The sequence below is a fragment of the Gilvimarinus gilvus genome (assembly GCF_030518155.1).
In the GTDB taxonomy this organism is placed as follows: Bacteria; Pseudomonadota; Gammaproteobacteria; order Pseudomonadales; family Cellvibrionaceae; genus Gilvimarinus; species Gilvimarinus gilvus.
This window is the reverse complement of the sequence record NZ_JAULRU010000514.1, coordinates 15,101-41,636: the sequence shown is the minus strand read 5'-3', so window position 1 is coordinate 41,636 and position 26,536 is coordinate 15,101. Positions and strand designations below refer to the sequence as shown.

General features: G+C 43.9%; 32 protein-coding genes. 15 read left to right on the top strand and 17 right to left on the bottom strand.

What is annotated here, in order from left to right; genetic code table 11:
* Positions 1–23: 23 nt before the first annotated feature.
* Positions 24–410, bottom strand: coding sequence for an ASCH domain-containing protein (locus QWI17_RS09355; RefSeq protein ID WP_302722243.1), 387 nt, complete (start codon positions 408–410; stop codon positions 24–26).
* 92 nt (positions 411–502) lie between these two features.
* On the bottom strand, positions 503–1,231 hold the full coding sequence (locus tag QWI17_RS09350) for a hypothetical protein (protein WP_302722242.1): 729 nt from the start codon (positions 1,229–1,231) through the stop codon (positions 503–505).
* A gap of 652 nt (positions 1,232–1,883) precedes the next feature.
* Here QWI17_RS09350 and QWI17_RS09345 point away from each other — a divergent pair.
* The 5 genes from QWI17_RS09345 (at position 1,884) to QWI17_RS09325 (ending at position 4,493) form a co-directional block, all read left to right on the top strand.
* Positions 1,884–2,645 (top strand): DUF3577 domain-containing protein, encoded by a 762-nt coding sequence (locus tag QWI17_RS09345; RefSeq protein WP_302722241.1) that lies wholly within the window; start codon positions 1,884–1,886, stop codon positions 2,643–2,645.
* Between the two features lie 211 nt (positions 2,646–2,856).
* Positions 2,857–3,102, top strand: a complete 246-nt coding sequence (locus tag QWI17_RS09340; protein ID WP_302722240.1) for a hypothetical protein — start codon at positions 2,857–2,859, stop codon at positions 3,100–3,102.
* 721 nt (positions 3,103–3,823) lie between these two features.
* Complete coding sequence (locus tag QWI17_RS09335; RefSeq protein WP_302722239.1) at positions 3,824–4,051, top strand: hypothetical protein; 228 nt, start codon at positions 3,824–3,826, stop codon at positions 4,049–4,051.
* Positions 4,044–4,229 (top strand): hypothetical protein, encoded by a 186-nt coding sequence (locus QWI17_RS09330; RefSeq protein WP_302722238.1) that lies wholly within the window; start codon positions 4,044–4,046, stop codon positions 4,227–4,229. Before QWI17_RS09335 ends, QWI17_RS09330 begins: the two co-directional genes overlap by 8 nt.
* A gap of 36 nt (positions 4,230–4,265) precedes the next feature.
* Positions 4,266–4,493 (top strand): hypothetical protein, encoded by a 228-nt coding sequence (locus QWI17_RS09325; RefSeq protein ID WP_302722237.1) that lies wholly within the window; start codon positions 4,266–4,268, stop codon positions 4,491–4,493.
* Positions 4,494–4,511: 18 nt separating this feature from the next.
* Here the strand turns inward: QWI17_RS09325 and QWI17_RS09320 are convergent, their stop codons facing one another.
* Positions 4,512–4,751, bottom strand: a complete 240-nt coding sequence (locus tag QWI17_RS09320; protein ID WP_302722236.1) for a hypothetical protein — start codon at positions 4,749–4,751, stop codon at positions 4,512–4,514.
* 137 nt (positions 4,752–4,888) lie between these two features.
* On the opposite strand from QWI17_RS09320, the gene QWI17_RS09315 reads away from it, so the two are divergent.
* From QWI17_RS09315 to QWI17_RS09275, 9 genes are all read left to right on the top strand, one after another.
* Positions 4,889–5,119, top strand: coding sequence for a hypothetical protein (locus QWI17_RS09315; RefSeq protein ID WP_302722235.1), 231 nt, complete (start codon positions 4,889–4,891; stop codon positions 5,117–5,119).
* On the top strand, positions 5,119–5,370 hold the full coding sequence (locus QWI17_RS09310; protein ID WP_302722234.1) for a hypothetical protein: 252 nt from the start codon (positions 5,119–5,121) through the stop codon (positions 5,368–5,370). The genes QWI17_RS09315 and QWI17_RS09310 overlap by 1 nt, the downstream gene beginning before the upstream one ends.
* A gap of 150 nt (positions 5,371–5,520) precedes the next feature.
* On the top strand, positions 5,521–6,018 hold the full coding sequence (radC, locus tag QWI17_RS09305; protein WP_302722233.1) for a RadC family protein: 498 nt from the start codon (positions 5,521–5,523) through the stop codon (positions 6,016–6,018).
* Positions 6,019–6,159: 141 nt separating this feature from the next.
* Positions 6,160–6,876 carry an N-6 DNA methylase gene (locus QWI17_RS09300; protein WP_302722232.1) on the top strand — a complete coding sequence of 239 codons (717 nt, stop codon included), beginning with the start codon at positions 6,160–6,162 and terminating at the stop codon, positions 6,874–6,876.
* 218 nt (positions 6,877–7,094) lie between these two features.
* Positions 7,095–7,526 (top strand): antirestriction protein, encoded by a 432-nt coding sequence (locus QWI17_RS09295; protein WP_302722231.1) that lies wholly within the window; start codon positions 7,095–7,097, stop codon positions 7,524–7,526.
* 71 nt (positions 7,527–7,597) lie between these two features.
* A complete protein-coding gene (locus QWI17_RS09290; RefSeq protein ID WP_302722230.1) occupies positions 7,598–8,059 on the top strand; it encodes a JAB domain-containing protein in 462 nt (153 codons plus the stop codon).
* 436 nt (positions 8,060–8,495) lie between these two features.
* Positions 8,496–9,365, top strand: coding sequence for a pPIWI-associating nuclease domain-containing protein (locus tag QWI17_RS09285; protein ID WP_302722229.1), 870 nt, complete (start codon positions 8,496–8,498; stop codon positions 9,363–9,365).
* Positions 9,366–9,461: 96 nt separating this feature from the next.
* Positions 9,462–9,752, top strand: a complete 291-nt coding sequence (locus tag QWI17_RS09280; RefSeq protein WP_302722228.1) for a hypothetical protein — start codon at positions 9,462–9,464, stop codon at positions 9,750–9,752.
* A 185-nt stretch (positions 9,753–9,937) separates the two neighbouring features.
* Positions 9,938–11,128, top strand: a complete 1,191-nt coding sequence (locus QWI17_RS09275) for a restriction endonuclease (RefSeq protein WP_302722227.1) — start codon at positions 9,938–9,940, stop codon at positions 11,126–11,128.
* Positions 11,129–11,181: 53 nt separating this feature from the next.
* Here QWI17_RS09275 and QWI17_RS09270 read toward each other — a convergent pair whose 3' ends face one another.
* The 3 genes from QWI17_RS09270 to QWI17_RS09260 are packed head-to-tail and all read right to left on the bottom strand — an operon-like array spanning position 11,182 to position 12,846.
* Positions 11,182–11,904 carry a DinB/UmuC family translesion DNA polymerase gene (locus QWI17_RS09270; RefSeq protein ID WP_302722226.1) on the bottom strand — a complete coding sequence of 241 codons (723 nt, stop codon included), beginning with the start codon at positions 11,902–11,904 and terminating at the stop codon, positions 11,182–11,184.
* Positions 11,859–12,434, bottom strand: a complete 576-nt coding sequence (locus QWI17_RS09265; protein ID WP_302722225.1) for a Y-family DNA polymerase — start codon at positions 12,432–12,434, stop codon at positions 11,859–11,861. Before QWI17_RS09265 ends, QWI17_RS09270 begins: the two co-directional genes overlap by 46 nt.
* Positions 12,418–12,846: a LexA family protein gene (locus QWI17_RS09260; RefSeq protein ID WP_302722224.1), complete on the bottom strand. Its 429-nt coding sequence runs from the start codon at positions 12,844–12,846 to the stop codon at positions 12,418–12,420. The genes QWI17_RS09265 and QWI17_RS09260 overlap by 17 nt, the downstream gene beginning before the upstream one ends.
* 87 nt (positions 12,847–12,933) lie before the next feature.
* Between QWI17_RS09260 and QWI17_RS09255 the strand changes: the two genes are divergently transcribed.
* Positions 12,934–13,404 (top strand): SOS response-associated peptidase family protein, encoded by a 471-nt coding sequence (locus tag QWI17_RS09255; protein WP_302722223.1) that lies wholly within the window; start codon positions 12,934–12,936, stop codon positions 13,402–13,404.
* On the opposite strand, the gene QWI17_RS09250 is transcribed toward QWI17_RS09255, so the two are convergent.
* The 11 genes from QWI17_RS09250 to QWI17_RS09200 all read right to left on the bottom strand — a co-directional run bounded on the left by QWI17_RS09250 (position 13,373) and on the right by QWI17_RS09200 (position 26,526).
* Positions 13,373–14,698, bottom strand: coding sequence for a nucleotide sugar dehydrogenase (locus QWI17_RS09250; protein ID WP_302722222.1), 1,326 nt, complete (start codon positions 14,696–14,698; stop codon positions 13,373–13,375). The two genes, QWI17_RS09255 and QWI17_RS09250, sit on opposite strands and share 32 nt — an antisense overlap.
* A gap of 337 nt (positions 14,699–15,035) precedes the next feature.
* Positions 15,036–15,941, bottom strand: coding sequence for an amidohydrolase family protein (locus tag QWI17_RS09245; RefSeq protein ID WP_302722221.1), 906 nt, complete (start codon positions 15,939–15,941; stop codon positions 15,036–15,038).
* Positions 15,938–16,681: a hypothetical protein gene (locus QWI17_RS09240; RefSeq protein ID WP_302722220.1), complete on the bottom strand. Its 744-nt coding sequence runs from the start codon at positions 16,679–16,681 to the stop codon at positions 15,938–15,940. Before QWI17_RS09240 ends, QWI17_RS09245 begins: the two co-directional genes overlap by 4 nt.
* A gap of 2 nt (positions 16,682–16,683) precedes the next feature.
* Complete coding sequence (locus tag QWI17_RS09235) at positions 16,684–17,574, bottom strand: aminoglycoside phosphotransferase family protein (protein WP_302722219.1); 891 nt, start codon at positions 17,572–17,574, stop codon at positions 16,684–16,686.
* Positions 17,575–19,257, bottom strand: a complete 1,683-nt coding sequence (locus QWI17_RS09230) for a carbamoyltransferase family protein (protein ID WP_302722218.1) — start codon at positions 19,255–19,257, stop codon at positions 17,575–17,577.
* Positions 19,254–20,288, bottom strand: a complete 1,035-nt coding sequence (locus QWI17_RS09225; RefSeq protein ID WP_302722217.1) for a DegT/DnrJ/EryC1/StrS family aminotransferase — start codon at positions 20,286–20,288, stop codon at positions 19,254–19,256. Before QWI17_RS09225 ends, QWI17_RS09230 begins: the two co-directional genes overlap by 4 nt.
* A gap of 28 nt (positions 20,289–20,316) precedes the next feature.
* The gene (locus QWI17_RS09220) at positions 20,317–21,300 is read right to left on the bottom strand and encodes a hypothetical protein (protein ID WP_302722216.1); all 984 of its coding nucleotides are present in this window, start codon (positions 21,298–21,300) and stop codon (positions 20,317–20,319) included.
* A 15-nt stretch (positions 21,301–21,315) separates the two neighbouring features.
* On the bottom strand, positions 21,316–21,750 hold the full coding sequence (locus tag QWI17_RS09215; protein WP_302722215.1) for an NUDIX hydrolase: 435 nt from the start codon (positions 21,748–21,750) through the stop codon (positions 21,316–21,318).
* Complete coding sequence (locus QWI17_RS09210) at positions 21,740–23,041, bottom strand: radical SAM/SPASM domain-containing protein (protein ID WP_302722214.1); 1,302 nt, start codon at positions 23,039–23,041, stop codon at positions 21,740–21,742. Before QWI17_RS09210 ends, QWI17_RS09215 begins: the two co-directional genes overlap by 11 nt.
* Positions 23,042–23,331: 290 nt before the next feature.
* The gene (locus QWI17_RS09205) at positions 23,332–24,303 is read right to left on the bottom strand and encodes a nucleotidyltransferase domain-containing protein (protein WP_302722213.1); all 972 of its coding nucleotides are present in this window, start codon (positions 24,301–24,303) and stop codon (positions 23,332–23,334) included.
* Between the two features lie 150 nt (positions 24,304–24,453).
* On the bottom strand, positions 24,454–26,526 hold the full coding sequence (locus tag QWI17_RS09200; protein WP_302722212.1) for a peptidase domain-containing ABC transporter: 2,073 nt from the start codon (positions 26,524–26,526) through the stop codon (positions 24,454–24,456).
* Positions 26,527–26,536: the final 10 nt, after the last annotated feature.

Genomic DNA, 26,536 nt, shown 5'->3' with positions numbered 1-26,536 from the left:
ATATGTCCCGCTGACTTGGATTGTTATTTTCCTAGTTCGCGCCTGACTGCAATAGCTTCAGTATTTGCCAACTCATAAAATTTGCGTTTTGCGACTGCTGTGACTGGATTGGCTAACTTTCTGACGTTGCACAGCTTCCATGCTAGCCAACCTTCTTCAAAATCTGACTCATCACAACCCGAGAATTTGCAGTCCTCGATTTCCCAAGGTTTGCATGAAATAATATCGACTATTGCCACAACATGCCCATCCGCATCCTCTTCCCCGCACTTCGTCAGACGCTTTCTGTTTTGTACTAAAGCAACATCTCGAATCGGTAGCACTTCTGGCTGCCAGGACCTAATTTCCAAAGACTTACTTTTGTTAGCAATCATCGCCCCCCAAGGAGCAACTACGGATAAAGCTTTCAATTTATCCTCCAAAAAACATAACGCCACGTTAAAGGGCTCGCGTTTTTTTGCGCGCCCAAGCCGAAGGCGAATCAAACGCCTTGTTGGCTTTGTCATGACAAGAAATCAGATATTGACTTCCAGTTATGATAGAAATCACTATATCTTGGACTCTTAACATAGCCGTAAAACTTCATATCACTAACGATATGATTTTTATCTATAATCCAAATAGGCCAGCTTGGTATAGGCCTATAAATTTCTTTGGTCTTAAAACTATTATTCTCCGCTGAAACGTTTAGCTTCTTGTGTTCATGGAAGGACTTATCTACTAAAACCAAAAAGTCAAAATCATCACTTGAAACTTTAAAGGTTGAATTTCTATTGCTTCGAAATTTAACCTGTAGCTTACAAGAAGCTTTAGATTTTGGGTTTACAACATGAATATCGTAACCTGGCATATTTGGGCTAGCTAGGGAAGCTAGATATCCAAATTCTAGCATGAGGTATGCAGCGATTAGATATTCAGAGCCTTCCCCCTTAATTGAAGCATCTCTTTTTAAGTCTAGTAGGTCTAATTCACCAAAAACTTTCGGCTGGCCATCAAGGTTTTTGCTTGCCCATCTGAGTACGGTTACAAGACTGTTTTTGAAGTCGATTGATAATAACTCATCATAATTATTGTTTTTTCGTACAATCTTGGCGGAGTACTCTTCTCTACCGCTGCCTTCAGTCCAGCGTGTCACCCACAACTCTACAGGTTCGGATTTATAAGTATACCCAGTTAATTCTCGGTCTGCGATGAAGCCATCTCCATCACTATATGAGCTTGTAAAAATCATTCCAATTACTTCATGAAGCTAACAGTCTATTAGACGGAATTTCGATTACCAAACACAGAAATCCACCCCTTTTCCGAGTTTATTTTCAAAAAATCATACCAAGCTCAACAGGTTAGCGCATCTCTTTCTGCGTTTTGTTCCTGCGAAAACCAAGCCATTATGTTCAACGAGACCTCAGCGAGGTCTACTATGTACTTACGAGGTTAGCAAATATACCCATATTTCAATGGGTTAGAGTGCAGACTGTGGAGAAACTATGACTAATGAGTTTGTTACTCATAGGACACTGCCTTCGAGTTTATCGACAAAGCCATTATATCCGCATACACAAACAGTAAAGTGTTGAGATGTTTGTGAAACCTGCTCCTTTGCCGAGAGGTCGCGCGACCCGGGCTTCATATTGGCCACCATTCGATTTGAAGACGGGGTTTACAAGCGTCTAAACTTTGCTAGAATCAGAGGTGCATAGTGGCCACTGCTACCAGTGGTACCTTTGTTAGAGCTTTCGTGACGCGGCAGCAAGCTCAGGGTTCATCCCGGCGTTCATATCTAGCCTTCGGGCCAAATCAGTTATACCAACCCAATGGGGAGCATCTTCCCGTTGGGGACAGGTGTCTCCCCTTTTTTTGTTCCTAAATTCAGGAGAGATATCATGTCTTACAACCAATCAAACGATCAACGTTACTTCAATCTTCACCTGGAAGGCTTTGCCAACCTGTACGATGCACGGATGGTTACCCCCAAGCCGGGGCAGTCATTTGAGCCATTCCTGCAAGTTCGCGCCACCTTCCTTCAGGGTAAGGCCGAAGACGCTCAGCCGGTATTTGTCGACCTGAAGGTCACTGGCAAAACCGCTAAAAAGATCATTGAGAAGTTCCAATCCGAAATCGCTGACCGTGACAAGAAGGTCAATGCCGTCCTTAAAGCCGGCGATCTTCGATTCACAGCCAGCTCTCCCGGCCAAGGCCAGGAGGTTCGGGTGTTCACCAGTGCTCGTCTACTGTCCATCAAATATTTGAAGGTAGATGGCCAACAAGTGAACCTGGAGCAATTCAATGATGCTGGTGCTCAAGCAACCGCTGGCGGTTCTTATCAGCCACAAGCGCAGCAAGCCAATCCGGCCGCGGCAAATGCCAACTTACCGGATTCTGTGACGCTGGATCCAGAGGCACCTGATTTCAAGCAGCGTAAAGCTGAATTGAAAGCGGCAGGCTACTCTTGGAACCGCGATCAGGGCGCTTGGGTCGCTCCTCAGAGCCGTCAAGCTCCGGAGAACCAAGCTGCTCCTGCACAGGGCGATGTAGTAAGGCTGGATAAAGGTCAGCCTGATTTTGCTGCTCGTAAAGCTGAGCTGAAGAGCCAGGGCTACCGCTGGGATCGTGATCAACAAGCATGGGTTCGTCCCGCGGCTTGAAAGTCCATTCCCATCCAAGTGGCCAAAGGCACCTGGCTGGCAGCATCGCTGTCAGTCCGGGTCGCCTGGATCTTCTACAGTGCTCTGACGCGCTGATTTGCCCCTCTGGGCGATTTAGCGCTTATGTGGAGTCCCGCTTAGCGGGTTCCCTAGAAGGTTTTCTGAGCCTTTTAGGGAGCCCGTTGGGCGTAACAAAGCATAGGAGCACAGTATGAGCACAGCTACGGCATCCATTGGTAACTCTCAGTCCACCGTTTACCCCAACTACCAACGAGCCGTTGGGGAATGCATTACCCAGTATGCCTCTGGTGGCTTAGCACGGTTTGTCGTGCGCTCAATCAGGGGTATCCAGGTATTCAGTGATTTCGATATGACGGTCCGGTCATCCGAGGTCATCGCTACGCTATTCGATATTGAATCAGGTAGCGCGATCCACGCTCCCAAGGAGGCGGCATAGCCGGCGGTGCCGGCATGCCCCATATTTCACCAGGTTCCGCTGGTGGGCTGATTTTGGTAACATGCTGCGCCTTCGGACAAGAGCCGCTGTATTACTCAAGACGTGCGATCACCACGGTTTCAGTAATCCAGTTCTCCCGTCCCACTACGGATTTAGTGGACCTTAGCCGCTTATGCGGTTTGATTCAGTCGTACCGGTGAGATACTGAACAAGGCTCTGTTCTGCCCCACAGCCAGGCCTTTCCGGTTGACAGTCAGCAGGTACCCTCCAACCGTCCTGACTGGCTGGTTAAACTCGACGATGTGAGAATCGTCCCTTCCAATGTCAACCGAGGTCACACCCGTGGCCTCGGCCTAAAATCGCTTCTGGCAAGGCCTTTGTGATGAGCATACCGGGCAACAACTGGTGTTTTTATCACAGAGGCCATGCCAGCTTGCCAGGTCAACGTACCGCGACACGTACAGGCGCGGGCCATAGCACAATATTGTGCGCTGATATCCAAAGGGTCCGTCACCAGGCGGACCACTTAAGGGCCTTGAATCAGGGTCTTTACGTGGTCTGATTGTGCTGCCGGCGAGCCTAAACGCCGACCCTTTTAGCTGTTCGTGGATCTGAGCAGGCATTGCCTGTGATAGCAGCAATACGATCCTTTTTTCAAACTGTCCGCCCACTGGGGAATACTCCCCATGGGGTGTTCCCTGTCTTAACCAGGAGCATTCCCATGGCAACTTCCCCACGTTTCAACATTGGCTTCTTTCGAGTCGCCGAATCTCACATTGACGGTGAGTATCACATAAAGGTTTCTGACACCCGTACAGGTGGCACGTCGACCTTTGGTGAGCTTTCACTACTGGAGTATGACGAGCTCTTATCGGGGCTTGAGTCTGACCCATCAATTCACTGTTTGGCCAATCTCACTGATCAATTTCAGGAGGTGGCCAATGGTTAACTTGTTGGATCTTCGATACCTCATTGACTGCAAGAAGAAAGTCAAAGAACTGGCACAGGATTCAGAGTATGCCCAGCAAATCCTGGACTGGCTCAACGCCAATCCAGAGATGCGCGATGAGCTCTCTGAGGTGTATGTGACAGCCATCAAGACCGTAGAGGTTCAGACGAAGCCTTAGGGCTTCTCTGACCTCTACATCCCGTTAGGAGTGTTTATGTCTAAGGAACATATCAGCCTGGCGTCCCGTCACCGCCATGCGATGACAGTGGCTTCCAGGCCAAAAGATCGTGAAACCCACACTCGCAACATGTGGTACCGGACCTACCGGTGTTGGAGAGTGGTCTTCCAGGCGGGCATTATGCCGCCCTCGTCGGATGAGCAGTACTATGCCGGGGATAAGATTGGATTTTCTGCGGCTAGAGTATTGGAAACCAGGGCGTAGTCAGAGTGCGGTGTGGAGCTATTCGTTCACACCGCCGCCCTTTTTAAGGTTGATGTCGATGAGATGCCGTAGCAGCGCTTCGGCGGCCGAATCACCGGAGAATTGTTGTTTGCTGAGCTCCACGTTCTGTTGATATTGGTCGTGGCTCAAGAACCGCTTACGATTGAGACCGGCCAAGTCTTTTAAAGCCTTTTGCTCTCGTTTGTCGAGATATACAGTGCCAGCTGGTTTTGCTTCGGTGGTTGCGATAGTAAGCATCAATTTGGCTCGGTTTCATGCGTGAAAATTAAGTCTAGCAGAATCAGGTAGCAACTCAATATGAGGCTGTAGCCTCAGGCTTGTAGAGTACTTCAGGCGATTCTATACTGACCCTACCGATAGAATGGAGGTCACCAATGAGCATTGATCAGGACAGTTTGAGTATTCCAAACGATCATCTCGGCAACGTCATCCAAGGGATGATTGATCGAGGCAGCCTTAAAGCTGAGCAAGTAAGGACGTGGACGTTTGTGGAACTGTACCAAGCGGACCCGGCCGATTTAACACCCCTGGAGCGTCAAACCCAGGTTGAGTATAAAAATTCAGCCGTATGGGCTGAGCTTAGAACCAAACATGGATTGCAGTAATGGAATTTGATTCTGTGCCTCACAGTAAAGCGTTTCTAGCCAGTGTTAACTTAGACTTGGCTCTGCGGGGAAAGTCGAGAGAAACGCCCATCCACTGGACTTTTTTAGGGCTGTGCAAGGCACCGCCAGCGGAGCTCACGCCAACCGAGCGCAGGCTACAACTACAGTATTTGAATTCACCAGATTTTAAAGATCTGCGCGAAAAATATAATATTCCTCGCGCGTTAGTTCCTGGTGGCAACTGCCTTTAGTTGCACCTTGAAATGCGGTTGTGATGCCTGAAATACCGCACCCTTAAACGGGGCATCTTCCTTTCAAATAGTTTTTCAACCATCCCACCATGGGCACAACTTGCCCATTGGGATAAGTGCGTGCCCTTTTTCATTTTAGGAGCACTCACTATGTCACTATCAGCTTTTAAAGTAGCCGACAAAGAAGGTACTTACATCACTAATGAGCCTGTCTCTGAGGCAGAAATCATTGAGATGGCAAGCTTTATCGCAACTCAAAGAGTTGTTGGTCTAGATGCCCTCACCTCTCCTGATTTAACCCGAAAGTATTTGCGAGCGAGAATGCTTCCATTAGAGCATGAAGTGTTTGCGGTACTTTTCCTCAACAATCAGCATCGTGTTATTAAATACGAAGAAGTGTTCAGAGGAACTTTAGATGGTGCGTCTGTGTACCCTCGCGAGATTGTGAAGCTGGCACTGCAATACAATGCCGCTGCTGTAATTTTTGCTCACAATCACCCGTCAGGTGTCTCAGAGCCAAGCCAAGCAGATCGAAAAATCACCGAGAAACTGTGCTCTGCATTGGATCTCGTCGATATTCGTGCTTTGGATCATCTTATCGTTGGGGCTTATGAGGTTACATCATTCGCAGAGCGAGGGCTCATGTAGAGCCAATACCAACTTATCCTTTCAATAATAAATTCTGCTACTAACCAACTTATGTAATTGCAGAATACTCTCACCACTTCCTCTGCAGGGAATCCCCCCTGCAGAGGTGGATTCCCTCAGCGGTCATTTCCTGGAGGAATCATGTCGTTTAATACCTCGAACTTCGTTCGTTTGTTCAAGACCATTGCGCCACACCAGCACCGATACGAAGTCTTCCGCGACTTTGTGATCCTATCCGCATGCACGTTACAAAATGCGGTTCGTTTCGATCAGGCCATTGAGGATGAGTATCTGCAGGTGGTGGGCAAGTACCAAAAATCTGACCTTGAGGCTATCTCACATCTCTTTGCTGAGGTGGTCATGGGGCTGGAAAAGCAAGTCGGTGACTACCTGGGGGCAACCTACATGTCGCTTGAACTGGGCTCTGATCACATCGGGCAGTTTTTCACGCCCTACGAGGTTAGCCGGATGATGGCCAAGGTAACGGCCGGTGATGATATCGCTCTTCCTGAAGGACAAGATTTCATTACCGTCTCTGAGCCGGCCGCTGGCGCTGGAGGTATGGCCATCGCCTTTAGTGAGGCATTCATGGAGGCCGGATTCAACCCGCAAACCCAACTTTGGGCGTCTTGTTGGGACATCGATCCAGTGGCGGCCAGGATGTGTTTCATCCAGCTGTCGCTATTGCATATTCCAGCGGAGGTGGTTGTTGGCAACACGCTGAGCGGGAAGGTGTACCAGGTAATGTATACGCCAGCCCACCATTTAGGCCTTTGGGATCTGAAGCTTCGCGGCCGCAAGAATACGGCAGCCAATTCAGCCGGAACGCAGGACGCTACCTTGCGCACTGCCGTTTAATATTAACGCCCCTCGATGAGGGGCACACCCTAAGCGCATCACTAGGTGTTTTTAGGATGTGAATCACGGTGGCAACTGCCTTTAGTTGCACCTTGATAGCGGTTCGTTTGCCTGAAAAACCGCACGGGAAACCGAGGCATATCTTGGGCGTTACGCCTACAACCCAACTGGGGGACATTCCCCCAGAGGGGGGAAGTCTTCCTATCTTAGGAGGCTTTATGCAATCCAATGCAGCTGAAGTACAACCGGTAACGGCCGAGGCCGTACCCGCTGAGGAACGAATCGACACCTTACCGTCGTTCTTTCCATCGTGTTATCTGGAGTTCGAGCTGATGGTGTTTGATGTGGCTCGCACTATTTCGAAGACCTACCAGGGAGCCTCCGGGTACTGGCAGTTCTATCGCTTATCCAACGGAGGCTTTTACATGGCCCCTCATTGCGATGGTGAATTCGAGGTAACCATACCCTTCGGTAATGGCTTCCGGGGATCACTCAGTGCAGATGCTTTTGGCGTGGCCGTGACTCTGTATGCGTACTGTTTCATTGCTGAGAAGTTCCCGGATGCAGATCTGGCGGATCATTATGCTCGGTTATATGACTACATGTCCGACCACAAAGAAGCCGGCACCATCTGGCAGGCCATTGACTGATTTCATCATCGTTTTATTCAAATCCTGAGCCCTCATCGAGGGCTCTATCTTTTTCATTTAGGAGTACTTCTATGTCTTACGATCGTTACAAGAAAATTGATAAGCGTCGCGTGATCGACTCGCCAAAAAAAGCCATTGCGTATGTGAAGGCACACTCGATAAAGACAAGAGAGCGCATGCTGTTCTGTCTATACCTGGATGACAACCTGCAGCCATGCTTTTTTGATGCTTATCCTGATGAGATGCAGATGGAAACTGCTACGGCTCAGCGCGATATTTTGCGCAAGGCCATTCAGCTGGGTATCGAGAAAGTGGTGATCGTCACCATGCTTGATTTGGAAAACAGCCAGGTGGGTGATCCGCTCCAGGATCAGTACGAGCTGGTAGAGGCATTGAATGTCGCCGGCATCGAGGCCTTGGATCATGTCATCATGACCCCAGTGGGCTTTATGGAGGCTACCCGGTCAGTTATCACCAGCGTAAAACGCAGCTGGCGAAAGGTTCGGCGTCTTCCAGCGCCAGCCGCTGCTTAGCCTAGTCTATAGCCGCCCCTCGGGGCGGCTTCATTCCACAGGTCTATACTCGCATAGACTTGACCAGCAAACCTCTCAGAACTCGAACATCTATGCGTCACTTAAATGATTATTCCGAAATATCTTTTAGGGTATTTATATTGCAGTGTCGAGAGATATAGGGCACACGTTTTGGTGATTCTCGAATTCAACTTGTGATGCTAAGGGTACTTCCCTTATAGCTATTGGCTTGTCTCTCGGGACCGCTATCGACGCGTAGATTAGTAGCCAATTACTCTTTCCCCAGTACCATGAATTCACATGTGGAGATATAATTCCATAAATTTCAAAGTGTTACGATGCTTTTCTTACCTTTCTTCAAAGAGCGGGATCGCGTTATTCACTACAAAAATGTTATGAAAAATAATCAAATAGGGGGGGAGAGATGCCTAGAAGAATGACTCCATCACAGATTCGTAGTGCAATCCGACAAGCTCAAAGCAAGCGGAAGCAGGCCATTGACAGGTATAATCGCGAGGTCCGTCGGCACAACCAGAACGTGAAACAGGCAGTCAACAATTACAACAATGAAGTAAGAAGGTACAACGCCAGGGTTCGGGCGAATCGCCAGAAAATAGCATCGGAGCTTAGGCGTCTCCAGTCCTCCAGCACAGCTCGATATCAGATCGTAAAAACATCCGCAATAGCCTTAAACAGCTACTATGAACGACTAGACGCAGGTGGAAGTGCACTGGAAAACGTACATCATGGCGGAGAGTTCTTAGATTTATCTGAGCGTGAGAACGCGAATAGCTTAGCTCTATCGAATGCCCTTGAGTCTGAAGCTGATGAGTCAAGCATTGACCCGTCGGAACTTCTACGCACCGAAATTGATGGGATGCTTCAAAAGTTATCATCAGACCTTAGTAATCGATGGAAAGGTGCTCTTTTCTCGTTGAATCCACAGAACCCTGATGCCGCACGTCATTTCTGCACAAGCGCCCGGGAAGTGTTTGTTCAGATACTGGATATGAATGCACCTGATGAAAAAGTATTGGCGTCGTATCCCGACTGTGATACGACGCCAAGCGGATGCCCCACGAGAAAAGAAAAAGTACGCTATTTGTTAGGCCGCTGCGATCTTTTGACTACTGAAGCAGTTGATTTTGTTGACGAGGATGTAAAGAACGTCTTAGCACTTTTTCGTGTGTTTAATGATGGCACTCACGGCTCTTCAGGTAAGTTTGGGTTAAATAAACTTTTGTCAATTAAAACTAGGGTTGAGGATGGTATTACTTACTTGTTCTCTATTTGCCAGAATACATAGCGAAATTGTTAATGTTCTGACATTACCACCACTAAATTTTAGCTTTTCGCGTCGCTTAAGTTGTAATTTTTAGAATAAAAATCTGAGGAAAAACAAATGAAAGATTATTCAATAAGGGTCGTATACAAAATGGACTCGGGAAGCGAAAAAATTATAGATCTTAAGTGCGACAAATTTCCAGCTGCATATTTAGTGGATAGCTTTGTCTTGGAATCAATTGTTTCCCAAGAAAACCCAGATGTGGAGATCTATCCTTTGCTTAAAGATTATCCACGTGGTTCTACGGCAAGAAATAAAATGCCATCTAATAAGGAGCTTATGAGAAATAATGGCATAATCTCTCTTCACTATGAGATAGAGGGCGTTACTTTTGAGATTTCAACATAACGTTTTTTCCTTATGACGTCTGTTTGGTTAGATTACCCCGTTATCATGTTTCGGAGCCGGTTACCGGGTGATAATATCATTGATATATTGATGTTGTGCGGCGCCTAGATGTTAAAGGTTTTGTGAGTTGATCTTTAGATCTAAGGAATCAAAGGTGTCTTGAGGCTAATCAAGACAGAGGATCTATGAAGAATGTCGAACTGGATAGATTTTTAGAAAATACAATATCCCAACTTCGTTCCGATATTAAGACATGGGCAAAGGATCGAGATCTTTGGCACGACACCAGCTTCTCCGATCACCTTTCGCACACTGATAGGGAGCCAGGGTATGAGCCTGTTATCACTCTACTTCTCACCGATGGACCTCTATGTGATATTTTAGCGGGCGAAGATTCATTAATGCTCCAGCCTGAGTTTGACGATTTCCTTCACTCCAAAGGGTTTTGGTATGATTGCGCCAATCCCAATACTTATGAAATATACGTTTTAGATGAAGCGCTAAACTCTAAATTTGCAAACTACTTTCATTGGCGGTGGGTCTGCAGTCTCATTCAAGAAGATACAGCGGATGTTTACGAGGAAATTTATTCTCATTTTAAAAAAACGCCTAACGACTTGAATAGACTTGATTGGCGACGTTTTGAAATATTACTCTTCCGTATTTTCCAGAATCACGGCTTTCGCGCTGTTTTGGGGCCTGGGCGCAATGATGGGGGTATCGATTTACAGCTTTTTCAAACCGACCCGTTAGGCGACATCATGACGATCGTCCAAGCTAAGCGATACGCCATGAAAAACAAGATTGATCAAACACAAGTGGCAGCGCTGTACGGGATAAGTGTTGTAGAAGAGGCTGAAAAAGCTCTATTCGTGACAAGTTCAGAGTTTTCGCCAGTCGCGAAAAGGTTTGCAGCAAGAACCTCTGGGGTCCTAGAGTTAGCAGATCGCAATAGTATCGTCGAATGGTGTAACCGCGCAGAAAAAGGTGTGATACAGAATAAATCACTCTTGGTAGAGCCCGATCATATCTCAAAGTTAATTGGAGAAGTGGCCGGTGTGAGAGATGGCAGAGTCGTTCATGGGCACACTGGTTACTCAACCATTATGAATAGTTTCGCTTTGGTTGTTAAAGAAACCAATCACGCGGCTCTATTGATGAGGCTTCCCGCAAAGATTGTCAGTCATGACGGATATCGACAGGTAGGTTTAGAGGTGCCTGATTTAACAGGCAAGTCGCCTCTGGAGTTATTAACAAAGAACAGTGTCTGGCGAGCGAAACGTTCGTCCGATGACGGAAAGGTTAGATATTGGGATGGCAGAGTTCTCTATTCCCAATGGGACGGCCAACCACAGAATTTCGACCATTTAGATTGACCTGAGTACTTCAGTGTAGCAGTCACCAAAAGATATTGCCTACCAAGTTACTATTAACACTGGATCTGAGGAAGCTGGGACCATGAGTTCAAATAATTGGGAGAACGAAAGAATTGTCGCATCGCCCACTTTTTCTGAACACCTTCCGCAGCCGAAAAGGCGGTCCCGCTTCCAAACCGTTTATTGATCGAATCCAGTGTCGCCATGATTTTTGTCGATCGGAGTGGCTGTGCTACCTGAAATAAGTCTCCCTGGCCATAAGCCGGATCGATGAGGTCGATCAGTCCAACACCTGATTTAAGGTATTGATACCCCTCTTTGTAGAGAGATTGAATTGCTTGCTTGGCGGCACGTGTAATTAGGCGTGTGTCGTCGGTCGGGTAAGGCAATTTCACCGTCACAGACTTGGAGTAGCGTTTTTCCGCAAAGGGCGAGGTTTGCAGGAACACCAAGATCTCACGCACCAGGTGTTTTTGCTTTCGGAGCTTTTCGCAGGCACGCCTGGCATAGAGTGATGTCGCCTGCAGGATGGGCTCTATCGAACTCGCTTTCTCGCCAAAGGATCGCGTACAGTAGATTTCGCGTTTTTTCGGCGGCGCATCCTCAAGGGGGAGACAGGAAACTCCGTTCAGCTCCTCGATCGTGCGCTCCAGGCAGACGCTGAAGTGCTGACGGGCCCGCTTGGGGCTCATGTTGGCCAATTCCCAGCCTGTGGAGACACCGAGAGTATTCAGTCGCGCCGTGAGGCGCCGGCCGACACCCCAGATGTCATCCACTTTGGCCCGCCTAAGTAGCCATTCACGCTGTTCCTCCCGCTCCAAAATACACACGTAGTCCAGGGCGGGAATTTTTTCGCGGCTCGGTTAGCCAGTTTGGCGAGCGTTTTGGTTGAAGCCATGCCGACGCCCACTGGAATTCTGACATCGCGCCAGACGGTTTCACGCACACGGTCGCCGAATTGCTTCAGGTTGCCATCTGGACACCATGGACGAATGAACACCTCATCAATGCTGTAGACCTCAAGGTCCTTGGCAAACTCCTGCAGTGTGGCCACCACCCGGCCAGACAGGTCGCCATAGAGTGCATAATTGGAACTGAAGATTGCTACGTTGTGCCGCTGTAACAGCGGCTCAATTTTGAAGAATGGCTCTAGGTCGGGAATGCCAAGGGCTTTGGCCTCCCGGCTTCTGGCCACCACAAACCCGTCGTTGTTCGACAGTACGACGACGGGTTTTCCCCTGAGGTCGGGCCTGAACACCTGTTCACAGCTGGCGTAGAACGAGTTGCAGTCAACCAGGCAAAACATGGTGATACCTCACGGATGCCACAACCACACCCTCTGAAACCCAATCCATATCGGCGCTACACTCAATGGGCGGATAGAGATCATTACCAGAGAGAAGCCGGCGATATTTGGTATTCAGAACTTTGCAGGTCAGCTCGCCCTCGACGGCCGCGATAATCACGTTACCGTGGGCAGCCTCGATGGAACGATCGACAATCAGTAGATCACCGTCGTAGATACCAAGTTGCTGCATGGAGTCGCCCAGGGCTCGCACAAAGTATGTCGCGGCCGGTCGTTTGATCAGGTGTTCGTTGAGGTCAAGAGGCCTCTCCAGGTAGTCGTCTGCTGGCGATGGAAAGCCAGCGCGAACCCGGCACCCATACAGCGGGATTTCAATAGCAAGCCTGTCTATCGCGAGGGGGATAATCTTCATCGCATACCAATACTGTAAATATGTACAGCATAGTGACAGATTTGCTAAACTCGTCAAGGCTATTTAATCAGCTAAAGGGGTAGATTTATGTGTGGACGTGTTTTCGTCGCGCCCTCAGCCGCCTCTGAGCGGCTTTTGGCCGACTACGGGCTGGACGGGGCCCAACTGCCTACATTGGCTAATGTGGCGCCCACAGAAGCTGTTCCGGTACTCCACAGAGCTGAGCAAGGTTATGCTCTAGGACCAATGCGATGGTGGCTGCACCCGCACTGGTCGCCAGACCCGCCTAATCAGGCATTTAGCATGTTCAATGCGAAAATTGAGACCATAATGACCAGCAGAGCCTTCCAGGAACCGATACGACACCGAAGGGGTGCAGTATTGGCTGCCGGTTTTGTGGAGTGGGAAACCCGATCGGCTGGCAAGCAGCCGTATTACATCGCCACCGACGGCGTCCTGAAGCTCGCCGCTATCTGGGATTGCTGCCAGAGTGTCCTCGGTATCGCGGGAAGTCCACCATCAGTAACTATGCATGAATGCACCGAGGCCCTCTATTGATTCGGTTTCTAGTATCAATTACAAAATTTGAGGATTTCTCAATAAGATCATAATCAAATACATCATGATCGGTAGCAATAACTATACAATCGAACGACCTCAATGTACGACTGCATAGATCTACTGAAGTAAGAGAATAACTATAGCGTCTTTTCTTTGGAAACTTGGGAACATAAGGATCAGAATAAGAAATCAATGCACCCATTTTACTCAGCTGATCAATTAGTTCAATTGCAGGGGATTCACGCGTATCATTAATATTTTTTTTATATGCAATGCCAAGTACCAATATGCTACTTCCTTTAATCGCTTTTCCATAATTATTCAGAACACTAGAAACCTTTTCGATTACCCACATAGGCATATAGTGGTTAATCTCCCCAGCCAATTCTATAAAGCGTGTATTTACCCCATACTCCCGTGCTTTCCACGCCAAGTAAAATGGATCGATCGGAAGGCAGTGCCCTCCAAGTCCCGGGCCCGGTCGATATGGTACAAAGCCGAACGGTTTCGTTGAAGCAGCGTCAATAACTTCATTTATATTGATACCCATCTTATCTGATACAATTTTCATTTCGTTAACTAGTCCAATATTAACTGCTCTATGGATGTTTTCTAGCAACTTACTCATTTCTGCCACTTTCAATGAACTTACTTCAACCATCTCCTGAACGCCTATTTCATAAAGGGCCTTTCCCACTCTCAAACACCTTGACGTTGCACCACCAATTATTTTCGGTATATTAGCAGTTGAGTATTCTTGATTACCTGGGTCTTCGCGTTCTGGTGAGTAGACTACTGCAATATCACTCCCTACAGACAACCCGGTGGACTCGACCGCAGGTACAACTACCTCTTCTGTGGTACCTGGCCAAGTAGTACTCTCTAAACCTAGCACTTGTCCTTTCCTAATATAAGGACGAAGAGCGTCAAGCGTCTTCTCAACAAAACTCAAATCGGGTTGTCGATACTGATTAAGAGGCGTTGGAACGCAAATTAAAATGGAATCTAGCTCTGATGCAGCCTTGTAATCACTAGTGGCAGAAAAACCTAGATTTAACGCTTCAGCAACTTGAAGATCTGAGACAGTACTAATATAGCTTTTCCCACCAGACAAAATTGATATCTTCTTTGGATCTATGTCAAATCCGACCACCTTCACCCCAGCATAAGTAAAACACATCGCTAGTGGAAGCCCCACGTAACCTAGTCCAAAAATGCCAACAACGCACTCTCGCTTACGAATACGATCTTCTAGCACTTCCAAGCAATCAACGCTGTTTTTAAGACTCATAAACCAATCCAACTTGAAACCAAGGACACGAAAAACATACATTTTAAAAATGGCACGTCAACATATAGAATAGCAGTGGGCAAAACCATCTAACGAAACATTCAAACATTTCCGGAATTTACATATGAAATTAAGACAAACACAGTAAACCCACCGACAGAGTTCGACACTACGACTAAACTACACTGCAGGCCATTCACGCGCGGAGAAAATTTACATTACTAACATAAAAATATAACTTAAACACCTCAAAATATATTGTTCAATGCATAGCTTCTATTCTTAAACATCTCAGAAGAGAGCGAATCTGAATAATAGGAGTCACGAAAATCTAGCGCTACGGAATCAATGGGACACCTTTACTCAGCACAGCCTCCATTTCTAGTTGAGACAACAATCCAAGTTGACATACAGCCATCGCATCATCTGATATCGACCTACCAAACACCAAATAATCGTCCGTTGACAATCTAAAACTCAAGTCTTTATCCAACATGCGCCTGAACGGGTAACTCTCGAAAGAATAAACGACTCCAAGAGCAATATTACTCGACAATGAAAGATTTAGAGGTATACGTTTTTTACTCAGAATGGAAAATCCGACGGGCGAATTAAGTATTGATACACCATGCTGAATTTCGTCCAAAGCAACAAACTTTAGAAACTCAAGTGAGCTTCCGCAATCATTAAACTCTCCCAAATGAGCTTTTTTCTTTAGGTTTGATCTTTCCGCAAAAGTAAAAAACGACTTAAATTCAAGCGCCCTATCAATATTAACATTTCCATACAGGTCAACAGAATGAAAAACCCCAGACTCACAAGCAGCAACAAACCAAGGTCTATAGAATTCAGATCCATGCCTTGCATTCAATCCAATTTCGGGTTTAATTAAAATGGACTCTCCGTGAGATTGACATTCCCGAAAAATCAACTCGAGCCAACAATCGAACTCAATCCCAAGAGTCAGGTGATCCGACAGATCGAACGAGAGCTCAGCGTAACATACATTATCTAAAACTAAATTTGATATAGCACTTTTTATATAATAACAATAGTTCGAGACACACCAAGCCGACGACAGTAGATTTCGAACTGAATCTTCAAATTCATCCCAGCCTAAAAATCTTGATTTAACTTCAAGTACGCCAGGATTGATCTTGAAAATATCAGACCTTGAAGCACTTAGTATTCCATGCGCGTGATACTCAGCCTTTTTACATCGAACAAATGGATTGCCAATCACGTTAATAACTCATCTAACAAAACACCAAAATCATAGTTGTGACGATATTCCAAACTTCGACCCACTTGCCCCACGTGATCAAAGGTATAATGATCTATAACATCTAACCGGCAATTCTTGGCCTTCTTTAAATTTACTACAGTGTCAACGCTACACGCATTAACAAACGTGACTTCGAAAATACTGCAAATAATGCGTGGCTTATAGTGACTCCTAGTTTCCCCTCGCGTTACAATATCCTCGCCAATATTAGAAATATTAAATTTTTGTTTAGTGTTATATCGAACACCGATAGATGTGGGTAATGATGTAACAAAACTTGTACCAGGATAACAATAAACAAGATCATTTCCGACAAGCTTTACCCCCCCCTCCTTCAGCAAATTAAACACTAGCTCAGTCTTGCCGGACTTAGAAGCACCCAAAAGTAATACACCTTTACCAAGTAGCTCAACGCATGCTGCCGGAAACTCGATGAAACCAAATTTTAAAAGCCGCAATCTTACTATACTTCGAATAAGACGATAGACAGCCATATCAATATTTCTACAATATTTTATGGATAGAGTCTCTTCTCCATCAGTTACCACAACCCCTTCTGATTCCCGCCTAACAAGCACAACTAATTGTGTTAAATATTTTCCCGTATAAATCGAATAGTCTCCAATCGTTTCCAATGGAATACACGAAATCACATCAACCTTAAACATGGCCATAAGTAAACTATACTGATAACTCATAATCACAGATCTAAATAAATTTCCTTATACACAAGAATCAATCTATCTAAAACATCAATCTTTTTTTGTTCAAACTCAAAACTATTCGAATAGAATCTGAAATTTTGCTTGTAGATTCTTATATCTTGCGCTTGAACATTTAGATAGACCTTCATCATAGTCAGAAAGTCATCTCCCTCAATACCATACTCACTCAACAAAACACGGAGTTTAGCGCATGTGAATGTATTGGAAAGAACAAACGGAAGAAAGATCTTGAACTTTTCATAATCAGTAAAAAATTTCCTAGAGTTATCCCAATCAATAAACAATAGAGAGCTTCCAAACAGTACATTTTCCATCCTAAGATCCCCATGCACCATACCAACTCGTACGAACTCACCTTCCGCCAACATCCCCATAGAAGACAATCTACATAGAAAATCTTTTCGCTTATTGAGCAATCCTTCGGCACGACCATCCAAACGCAAACAACTTCTCGCCTCAGCTAATTTATTCGATGGAAATCGAGCATAATTGGAGTCTACAGAGTGAATAAGAGAAACTTTTGATATCAAATCTCGATGAAAAAGCGATCTAATTGGTGGGTATGGACAATACTCGTAAATTGAAAAATATGAAAACCCTAACGTTTCTACAACTTTTCCTGTTAAACTTTCAATAGGCTTTACAACTCCGACTCCAGCTTGCGACGCTCTTTCCATATTTGCGAAAGAAGCATGCAGCCTATCCAAAATGACGTGCCTAGAATATATTTTAATTATATAAGTACCAGAAGCACCTTTTGCCTTATAAATTATATTCCAATCATATCCTGAAGATAAATAATACAGATCATTTATCAATATCCCGTACAGCCTCTTAATACAACCCTGAATATTCCACTTATCCAACTATCGTTTCCTTATTAGATAGTTTTCCACCACCAATATGTCTATGCCAGAAGTGAAAAAGCTTTTTAGCGCATCCTCCAAAGTCGCCACGATGGGCTCGCCATTTAAATTAAACGAGGTATTGAGCAAAACTCCGTGACCAGTCAATTCTCTAACCCTCTCAAGGAGATCATAAAAAACACTATTGGAATTGGAGTCAACTGTTTGAACCCTGCACGTACCATCTACGTGAACACCAGCTGGAAATTTTTCCTTGAACTCGTCTGTCGCCATGGTAGTCTTTTCCATAAAATAACACGGCGCGCGATTAGGAAAGAATTTACTGTAATCCTGATCTAGTACCGAAGGAGCGAAAGGTCGAAAGGATTCTCTATATTTAATCTTCCTATTCAATCGGTCTTTATTTTTTACATCTCTCGCATCCGCCAATATTGATCTAGAGCCTAACGCTCTTTGACCAAATTCCATACCCCCCTGAAACCAACCGACCACCTTACCCGCGCAGACTTCCTTGGCGGTAACAAGGGAAATGTCATCATAGTAAGAATAATCAAGTCCATACTTTTCTAATTTTCTTTCGACTTGAGCATTCGTAACAGAAGGCCCAAATAGATTGTTCTTAATACTGACCTTCGATTGCAAAACATGAAGAGCCGCTCCGAGACACGTCCCCGTATCATCCGGAAACGCGTTAACATATAGATTTTCGAATATCTTAGATTCCGCTAATTTCCCTACCAAGACTGAATTCATAAAAACCCCACCAGCCAAGCAAATGTTGTTTACTTGAGGGCTAGCATCTTTAAGTCGCCTGATTATCTTGAAGACATACTCTTCAACAACAGCCTGCACGGCAAACGCCAGATTTTTATGTGCACTCGTAATAGGATCGTTTGGCTCTCTTCGACACTGAAACAGCTCATCAAAAATATCTGTATATGGTGCACTAGAAGCCTTGTTGAAATAATCAAAATAGTTTCTATCCACAAGGAAAGTATCGTTTACAAAATAGGCAACCTTCTTCACTAAACTAATAAAATAGGACTCAGAGCCGTATGAGGCGAGCCCCATAACCTTCCATTCATCTTTATCAATTTGATAGCCCAAATATGATGTAAATGTTCCATATAGCAACCCTATTGAATTTGGATACTGAAATGTTTCCAAATTCTCAAATTTTCTCCCCGAAGCCCGTACTACAAGACCGCTATCTTTTTCGCCACGCCCGTCCAAGCTAAGACAAATAGATGTATCAAAATCACTGAGGTAAAAACTACTTGCAATATGACAGTAATGATGTTGAACGAAGATCAAATTGACACTCTTACCATCAATATCAAATGTCACTTTAAGGTGGTCTGACGAAAAATTTGTTTTTGCGAGCTTGTGAATCGAAGAAATAGTGTTGACCAGCATTTCTGGAAACCATGATGGAGAGTTTCCAGCCACCCTATTCCAATTAGTCATATCAATATTAGGATTTGCATTAAGCGCAATAACATCTAAATCAGAGAATTTCAAGCCTGCGCGCAATAGACAATACTCAATAGCGAGAAATGGAAAGCTATTACAATACTTAATGCGATTAAGACGTTCTTCAGTAACTGACGCTACGACTTCGCCATCAACTATTAGCGAAGCTCCAGCATTGTAGGACAAATATGAAACTCCAAGAATCTTCACCGCTTACCCTCAATACACCCTGAAGAAATACTGTTAACGAAACTTCTAGTCGAATACTCAACAAAGTTCTTGAATTTTCCATCAACTCCGACTTTTTTTAAAATTGACATATCGAAAAGGCTAGCTTCAAGATACCCTACCCCTTCTGAATCCAATAGATGTTGAGCCTCGTGATAATCAGACGCACAGTTAAGAGTAAACACATAAGAATAATTGGAATCGAAGGCTCGATTAGAATCCTTGACAAAAAGATCACCCCTATGATGCTTGATTGGTCTAAGATATTCATCTATAAATCGACTACGCTCTTTCATCACTTGAATGCCCCCAACAAGTCGTGTTAGCAGTAATATTTCCTGGAGGTAGCTAAGACGATCAGATTTACTATGCTCGTAGTTTTCCATTCCACTTTTCCTACTTTCGTAATCCATAAAGGGACCACTGCCTGAATATGAGTGTAAACCGCCCCCCTCACCCGCAGAAAGCAGCTTAGTGCCTGAAAAACTAAATAAATTGTAGAGACGGGAATGCATCTTAAGCGAGTCATACTCGTTAAACGGATAAGACTGACACAGATCCCTAACAACATAAACGGAACTATCGATACCAGAAAGAAGAGGAAGAACATCCGCGTACTCCCCTCCCATATGAGGGAAAACTATTAACTTGGTTCGGTCAGACACCCGCTCAAGAATCGACTTCGTACATGGAAGCTGTGAACTAGTCATTGTATCAACTAAAATTATTTGACAGCCTTTTTTCTCCACTGCCAAGTAAATAGAATAGAATACATTTATCGGTAGAATAACCTCATCTAGAGCGCATAGCCCGATTTTTTCTAATAATAGTTCAAAGGCCCTTGTTGCACTGCAGAAAAAACCAACGCGCCCTCCACCCAGTTTTCCAACGAACTCATCAACCAATTGTTCTCTAAGCTCATAGATTTGGATTCGTTTAGAATGATAATCATCTAAATAGCCTTTAAATGTATTATACTCAGTATCACTTAAACTTGGCCAAAAGGTACTCATCCTCCCCTCCGTATGCATGCCCCCACTCCTAAACATTGCCATCCGAATACCCCATCATTGACTCTACTAAATCTACAAATATTGAACTTGTATTGTCTCTCTGAATGACCCTATAAGAAGGCAACTTTGAAAAATCTTCATAGAACTTATTAACAAATCGCTGGTTAAGGCCACTACAAAATTTCCAAAAATCATGATCACCGTAAATATTACTTAATCGATTAGATTTGAGCTGACGCAACCTTTCCTGCTTAGATTCAATCCTGTAGACTTCTAGCTCCCCACTTCCAGGCTCATAAGTGGTATAGATAAAACCCTGTAAGAATGTTTTAAAGGTAGGCCTTACCCCAAATGTATTACACAACTCCAAAGTAGACATATTTAATCGATAATAGTGGTCAGCTCTATCTTTCATGGAAAACAAATTGGCCGTTCCTGGCCTAACATTTACAGAAATTGGTAGAGAAAAACAAAAATATTCGGAATTATCGGACCGAAGTAGAACTTTATCATTAGCCTGCATGTCGAACTTTTTCGTTTTCAATAGATTCAGCATAGATGTAGTTTTTCCTGAGTGCTTATTTCCGGAAACACAAACAGACCTACCACCTCTAGACACTGACGCAGCATGAAATGGGACACATCCACGCGCCATTAACTCCCAAAACACAACACATCGAATAATTCTATTTACAGAAAGCAATAAGGATTGGCTTACGGAACTTTCTCTCACCAACAGCTTTTTGTTCTTAAGGTCTACTTGATAACGAATATTCGCACTAGCATTATGAACCTCATGCACATCATCACTAGAGAACCAATTTTCATTACTAAATATTTTACCGATCATTAATGGTTCTTTGTTATTCTCACCGAAACAAACTTGCCAATGCTCAGACATATTCTGATGCGCATCGTCTAACCAACCTCTAAAAAATTCTCTCGTAGAGCGAAGCATATTTTTATTATCGATTGAAAAAACGATTCCATGAATCGACACATAGGCTTTCATCCTTTCACCATACACCTATTGATTAAGACGGGTATGTAGTTCCCAGAGTGCATTGACATTACTATCCCACTTAAGCTTATCAACTGCTTCCTCATATGAGCTCCAAGTATACTCCGTGTGTTCAATCGAAAGGCATACATCCATAGTTTTGGACTCCACACCGAATGCATACTCTGGTATAACGAGGGAACCGTCCGTAGATGCTAATTCAGGAAAATACCTGATTGGAACGGTACACATGGAGTCGAGTGAAATATAATTAGCATTCATTGGGATCCCAGCCTCTTCAAAGGCCTCTCTCCTTGCGGCCTCTAGAGGTGACTCATTCATCTCGCCTCCTCCAGCAATTCCCTGCCAACACGAGTTATCGCTTCGCTTTAAAATTAAATAGCGCAGCCCGCTTTTTTTCTTAAAGTAGGAAAAAACTAATACTTGATATCTATCTCTCAATGTTCAATTCCTCCGATAGCGCTTTAACATACCCAAAAGCTTTTTCTTGGCCTACCTCATAGCTAATTGAATCGAAGCGCTCAAGTAATGCATTTGACCTCGTCTTAAAAGGATCGCATACATCTGGGCAAATTTTAGGCATTCCACACTTCATTGATAATCTCAACTCCCCCTCCCAAATATCGCTAAAACTATTTGCGACGGCACTGCCATAATTATGACCACCAGGCCTTGGGTGGTAATTACATGGATAAAGACAGCCATCTGACCCTACAGCCGCCATCATGTCTGTAATCCTACATTTTGAAAAGTTTCGATCGAAATCCACCCCCCTGTCAAAAGTATGAATTCGAATAAAATCAAAGTCTTCATCGACCAGATCTTGTTCAATTTTATCCAACAAGGCTTTACACTCTAAAACCTGACTTGGACTCAGTACACGACTTCCAGAGTTATCGGTTTTCACTCGGAAACAATCTACTCCAATTTCCTTTACAAGCTTGGCTGCGTCATACACTTGAGAATAATTTTCCGGATAAAGAATAAATGAGGTATTGACTCTAAGGCTTGATGAAGGATCTCCGTTTCTCTTACTCACAAGTTTAGATAGATTTTCAACAGCCTTGTGAAATCTATCCTCTCCCTTTTTTGCATCACCAAACTTTAACCAGCCATAAACATCTGCAGTAGAAGCATCTAAACTGAGATGGACATAGTCAATTCGCGAGAACACATCTATCACCCGCTGATCCATAAGCACTCCATTGGTAAAGATTCCAACTCGCTTTCCCGACTCAACCGCCATGTTCATTGCTTTCAAAACTGACGCTTTACTGGAAAGCGGCTCACCAATAAGTCCAGAAAATGAAATTGTATTGATACCAAACTCTCGCTCTACCATTTTTCCATTCTTCAAGAATGACACCTTCTTCTTATAGTCCAGAATCCCTTGAATTAGCGATTCCATATTCTGGACATTAGACAAGATATTTGGAAGGGTTTCCTCAGCTGTTTTCGAAGCGTCAACTAAGTTAATAAGGCTTCCGCTCTTAGCGATAATGGGAACATGATCGCCAATACACCAAGCACATGCTAAATTACATGCACTAGACGGATGTATTAGTACCTCATATGGTGGAATTATCTCCTCACTCTGAGCACTTGCTTGCAGCCAATCTTCCTGTCGCATCAATACATCCAACTCATTGAAACGACCCGGAATATCTGCTCTAACAAAATTAGAGAATGGATTCTCACCAGACAACTCTTTCTTTTTCCCGCTACGAATCATTTCCACCTTCCTTATAACTTGCATATTTTGTCACGCAATTCAGAAATTTTAATCCGAAAAACAAGACCCATTTTCAAAATTGTTACAGCTAATCTATCAATACCTAGCTAATAGAATATAGCGCCCCGCATATACTTAAACGCACTCGCGATAAAAGAACTTAAACCAAATAGAACTGTCACTATTACTAAGTTTTATCATCTTTGACTTTCTCTAATTCTTCTAATGTCCTGGAATACTTGATATCTTTCTTATTCCTTCAGAGCTCACTTAGCCTGCAGACTGATCAATTACAAGTAAAACTTCTTTAACGCATAATCATTTGTGGTTTCTACACCGCCTAACGAGGCCCGGAGTAGTCGTAAAAAGACATCATTCGAATCAGCCACGTACGCTTCACCATTAGTAATCAGTATGTAGTTTTTCAAACCGTTTAGTTGAACATAGAAATAATTGTTGGGAAAACTTCTGGCACCAGATAACTCAAGCTCTTCCTTTAGCAGGTCGTAAGAACTAAATGGAAACTTAAAATAGATAATCAGCTTGTAAGTCCATACTTCTATAAATAAATCAGATAGATATTGTTCTAAACTGGTGTAGCTCCCACTCCAACTACAATATAACTTTTCAAAATTGATCGCAGCGGACCCACAGAGTTTACCAACGGTATTAGCGAATCGATCCACAACCCACTTTCTCTTTTCGTACATATCACCCATAGAAAAAAGAAGTTGCTCCGCGCAAACCACTAAAAGCTCCCTGGCCCAAATTCCAGCACAATTCATCTTGCTCGACTTAATCGCCCCCTCGAAATCTTCATATATACTCGTACTATACGACTCATAAAAGGCAAATCTTTTTTCTAGAAAGCGATCTCGATCGAAACTTTTTAGTTCAACTTCATAATTTCTAGGATTGAGTATAGGTTTAGAACTAATTATCTTTCCCGTTCTCATGCCACCCTTTATTCGGGCTTTATCATTAATTTGTCTTACGTAATCACGAAACTCAAGCAGACTAAAAACAGTCATCTCCACGCGTCGATCATATAAATACTCTATAGCGTAGTTTTCTGAGCTTCTCTTGACATCGTCTTTGTAGTCAGTGACTAGAATAAGGTCCACATCAGAAGTTCTGTTAGAAAAACCCTCCGCAATGGATCCCGTCAACAACAGGAAACCATTTGGAGAGACAAATTTTTCGTATCTTGAAACTATCTTACCAATATCAAAACCTGAGGCTCTCATTTCAACCAATTCCACTTTTACGTCATCGTGCCATAAATTTTAATTGAAAATACCGAAAAATTATCAAAACAACTTCCATAAACGAACCTGCAATTAAACGTAAAAGAATATTCCTACCTATTCTGTAAACGTAACTACAACTGTATATACCCAATCTCAATTAAGCTACCGACTAATTGATACTATCCTATCAGCGCTTGATATTGTTTCCTGCCTATGCGCTACAATTATCCTAGTAATATCTAACTTTGCTATATTTTTGCTAATTTCCTTCTCTGTCTTTTCATCCAAATGACTTGTAGCCTCATCTAAGTACAATATTTTTGGTTTTTTGTACAACGCTCTTGCGAGAACAACTCGTTGTTTCTGCCCACCACTTAACGAATTTCCCATATCTCCAATTCGCGTCCTATATCCCATTGGCATCAACTTAATTTCATCATGTATCATTGCAACCCTAGCCACATGTTCAACAAGCTCCATATCAATTCTCGGAGAAAAATTCGCAATATTGTCGGCTATGGAACCACTGAGCAACTGATCATCCTGCATCACCGAAGAAACATATGAACGATATTTCGAGATACTACTGATAGATCTACCGCCCAATCGAACACTTCCTTTCTTAGGCTCAAGTAGTCCCAACATACATTTCAAAAGCGTGCTCTTTCCACTTCCGCTTGGCCCCACTATCGCTACCGACTCTCCCTCACCAACACTAAAGTTTAGATCCTCAATAACACACACATCCTTTTGGTAAGAATAGGTAAGACCGGAAACCTCAATTTCCCAAGTAGAAACTTCATTATTATCTAAACCCGTATCTTTCATTAAAGATACATCTGGCGCCTCTAAAACAATGTCGCCAAGCCGAGCGAAATGCAATCTCAGTGTTTTTATGTTCAACAACTCATTGAACATACGGTCTAATGCTTGTATCAAACGAGCTTTGTAAGCAAAAAACGCGAAGAACATCCCCAGGGACATCACCTCTTGAATTACAAATATTGCACCAATAGCTGCCACCAGAATATTCTCTGCGCCATATATCACCACCTTAATAGCATTAAAGAGCATACCCCATTGGTTAACTCTTATATCAGAGTTAACCAACATAGAAAGCTTTCCTCTCCATAGCTGGTTACGTAATGGCTCTAACTGATTAAGCTTAATAACCAAGGAAGCCCGAACCGATTCAATCAATGTAGAGTCTAATTGTGCCTTTGAAAGAATTCGCTTTTTACAGCATTCCAAATATCTATTGTGCAAAGAAAGCCTTATAATTACAAACAGTGAGAATGCAGACAACACCACTAAGGACAATTCAAAACTGTAAAGAAACATGGCAACAACTATCATTACTGCCATGACCCCATCCACAAGAGAGCTTACCAAACTTTTTGACAAAACTAGACGGACCTCATCCATTGAGGAAAACCTACTTATAATATCTCCTACTTTTCTCGACTCAAAGAATGAAAATGGAAGCTTCATTAAATGTTGAAATAAATTGGAAGCCATTTGCATATTGAGGTCTGATGACATTTTTAAAACACAGAAGTCCCGTATAGCCTCAACCGCCACCTGCAATAGAAGCAGCAAAAAGAAACCTACCGCAATGGACACGAGTAGCCCGCTATCACCCGATCCAATTCCCCCATCCACAACAAACTGGATCATCAAGGGTGATAGCAATGCCAGCAACTGGAAAACGATTGAGACAGAAAACACCTGAACCATCGAGCTACGCAAACCTACTAGCCCAGACCAAAAACTCTTCAACCCCACCTTCTTTCTATCATCTTTTTTCGCAAAGGAACTACTTGGAAGAACCTCGACTGCCACTCCGGTATAAGCTTTCGAGAAGCTATCAAAAGTACAACTTACTTCTCCGCTAGAAGGGTTATGTATGATAACTCGATTGCGCTGAACGGACTTAATTACGACAAAGTGCTCCATTCTCCAGTGAGCAATTGCCGGCAACTTTAGTGCCCGAATATCGTCTAAACCTGCCTTTACCGGTCGACAGTTTAGCCCCATACTTTCTCCTACGTCCATAAGCTCTACCAGGCTCATACCTTGACGTCCAATATTATGACTTTGCCGAAGGGATGCTAAATCATAGTGGCGTCCGTGAAACCCCGATATCATACACAGACAAATTAGACCACACTCTGCATACTCCTCCTGAAGAATAACTGGAAGGCTTTTCCCAACCGAAAAACTGATAAAGTTCATATTAATATTC

Excerpts from the sequence above, each read along its gene's own strand:
- QWI17_RS09350 (WP_302722242.1), bottom strand. The coding sequence starts at position 1,231 with ATGATTTTTACAAGCTCATATAGTGATGGAGATGGCTTCATCGCAGAC.
- QWI17_RS09345 (WP_302722241.1), top strand. The coding sequence starts at position 1,884 with ATGTCTTACAACCAATCAAACGATCAACGTTACTTCAATCTTCACCTG.
- QWI17_RS09340 (WP_302722240.1), top strand. The coding sequence starts at position 2,857 with ATGAGCACAGCTACGGCATCCATTGGTAACTCTCAGTCCACCGTTTAC.
- QWI17_RS09335 (WP_302722239.1), top strand. The coding sequence starts at position 3,824 with ATGGCAACTTCCCCACGTTTCAACATTGGCTTCTTTCGAGTCGCCGAA.
- QWI17_RS09330 (WP_302722238.1), top strand. The coding sequence starts at position 4,044 with ATGGTTAACTTGTTGGATCTTCGATACCTCATTGACTGCAAGAAGAAA.
- QWI17_RS09325 (WP_302722237.1), top strand. The coding sequence starts at position 4,266 with ATGTCTAAGGAACATATCAGCCTGGCGTCCCGTCACCGCCATGCGATG.
- QWI17_RS09320 (WP_302722236.1), bottom strand. The coding sequence starts at position 4,751 with ATGCTTACTATCGCAACCACCGAAGCAAAACCAGCTGGCACTGTATAT.
- QWI17_RS09315 (WP_302722235.1), top strand. The coding sequence starts at position 4,889 with ATGAGCATTGATCAGGACAGTTTGAGTATTCCAAACGATCATCTCGGC.
- QWI17_RS09310 (WP_302722234.1), top strand. The coding sequence starts at position 5,119 with ATGGAATTTGATTCTGTGCCTCACAGTAAAGCGTTTCTAGCCAGTGTT.
- radC (WP_302722233.1), top strand. The coding sequence starts at position 5,521 with ATGTCACTATCAGCTTTTAAAGTAGCCGACAAAGAAGGTACTTACATC.
- QWI17_RS09300 (WP_302722232.1), top strand. The coding sequence starts at position 6,160 with ATGTCGTTTAATACCTCGAACTTCGTTCGTTTGTTCAAGACCATTGCG.
- QWI17_RS09295 (WP_302722231.1), top strand. The coding sequence starts at position 7,095 with ATGCAATCCAATGCAGCTGAAGTACAACCGGTAACGGCCGAGGCCGTA.
- QWI17_RS09290 (WP_302722230.1), top strand. The coding sequence starts at position 7,598 with ATGTCTTACGATCGTTACAAGAAAATTGATAAGCGTCGCGTGATCGAC.
- QWI17_RS09285 (WP_302722229.1), top strand. The coding sequence starts at position 8,496 with ATGACTCCATCACAGATTCGTAGTGCAATCCGACAAGCTCAAAGCAAG.
- QWI17_RS09280 (WP_302722228.1), top strand. The coding sequence starts at position 9,462 with ATGAAAGATTATTCAATAAGGGTCGTATACAAAATGGACTCGGGAAGC.
- QWI17_RS09275 (WP_302722227.1), top strand. The coding sequence starts at position 9,938 with ATGAAGAATGTCGAACTGGATAGATTTTTAGAAAATACAATATCCCAA.
- QWI17_RS09265 (WP_302722225.1), bottom strand. The coding sequence starts at position 12,434 with ATGTTTTGCCTGGTTGACTGCAACTCGTTCTACGCCAGCTGTGAACAG.
- QWI17_RS09260 (WP_302722224.1), bottom strand. The coding sequence starts at position 12,846 with ATGAAGATTATCCCCCTCGCGATAGACAGGCTTGCTATTGAAATCCCG.
- QWI17_RS09255 (WP_302722223.1), top strand. The coding sequence starts at position 12,934 with ATGTGTGGACGTGTTTTCGTCGCGCCCTCAGCCGCCTCTGAGCGGCTT.
- QWI17_RS09250 (WP_302722222.1), bottom strand. The coding sequence starts at position 14,698 with ATGAGTCTTAAAAACAGCGTTGATTGCTTGGAAGTGCTAGAAGATCGT.
- QWI17_RS09240 (WP_302722220.1), bottom strand. The coding sequence starts at position 16,681 with ATGAGTTATCAGTATAGTTTACTTATGGCCATGTTTAAGGTTGATGTG.
- QWI17_RS09225 (WP_302722217.1), bottom strand. The coding sequence starts at position 20,288 with ATGAGTACCTTTTGGCCAAGTTTAAGTGATACTGAGTATAATACATTT.
- QWI17_RS09220 (WP_302722216.1), bottom strand. The coding sequence starts at position 21,300 with ATGAAAGCCTATGTGTCGATTCATGGAATCGTTTTTTCAATCGATAAT.
- QWI17_RS09210 (WP_302722214.1), bottom strand. The coding sequence starts at position 23,041 with ATGATTCGTAGCGGGAAAAAGAAAGAGTTGTCTGGTGAGAATCCATTC.
- QWI17_RS09200 (WP_302722212.1), bottom strand. The coding sequence starts at position 26,526 with ATGAACTTTATCAGTTTTTCGGTTGGGAAAAGCCTTCCAGTTATTCTT.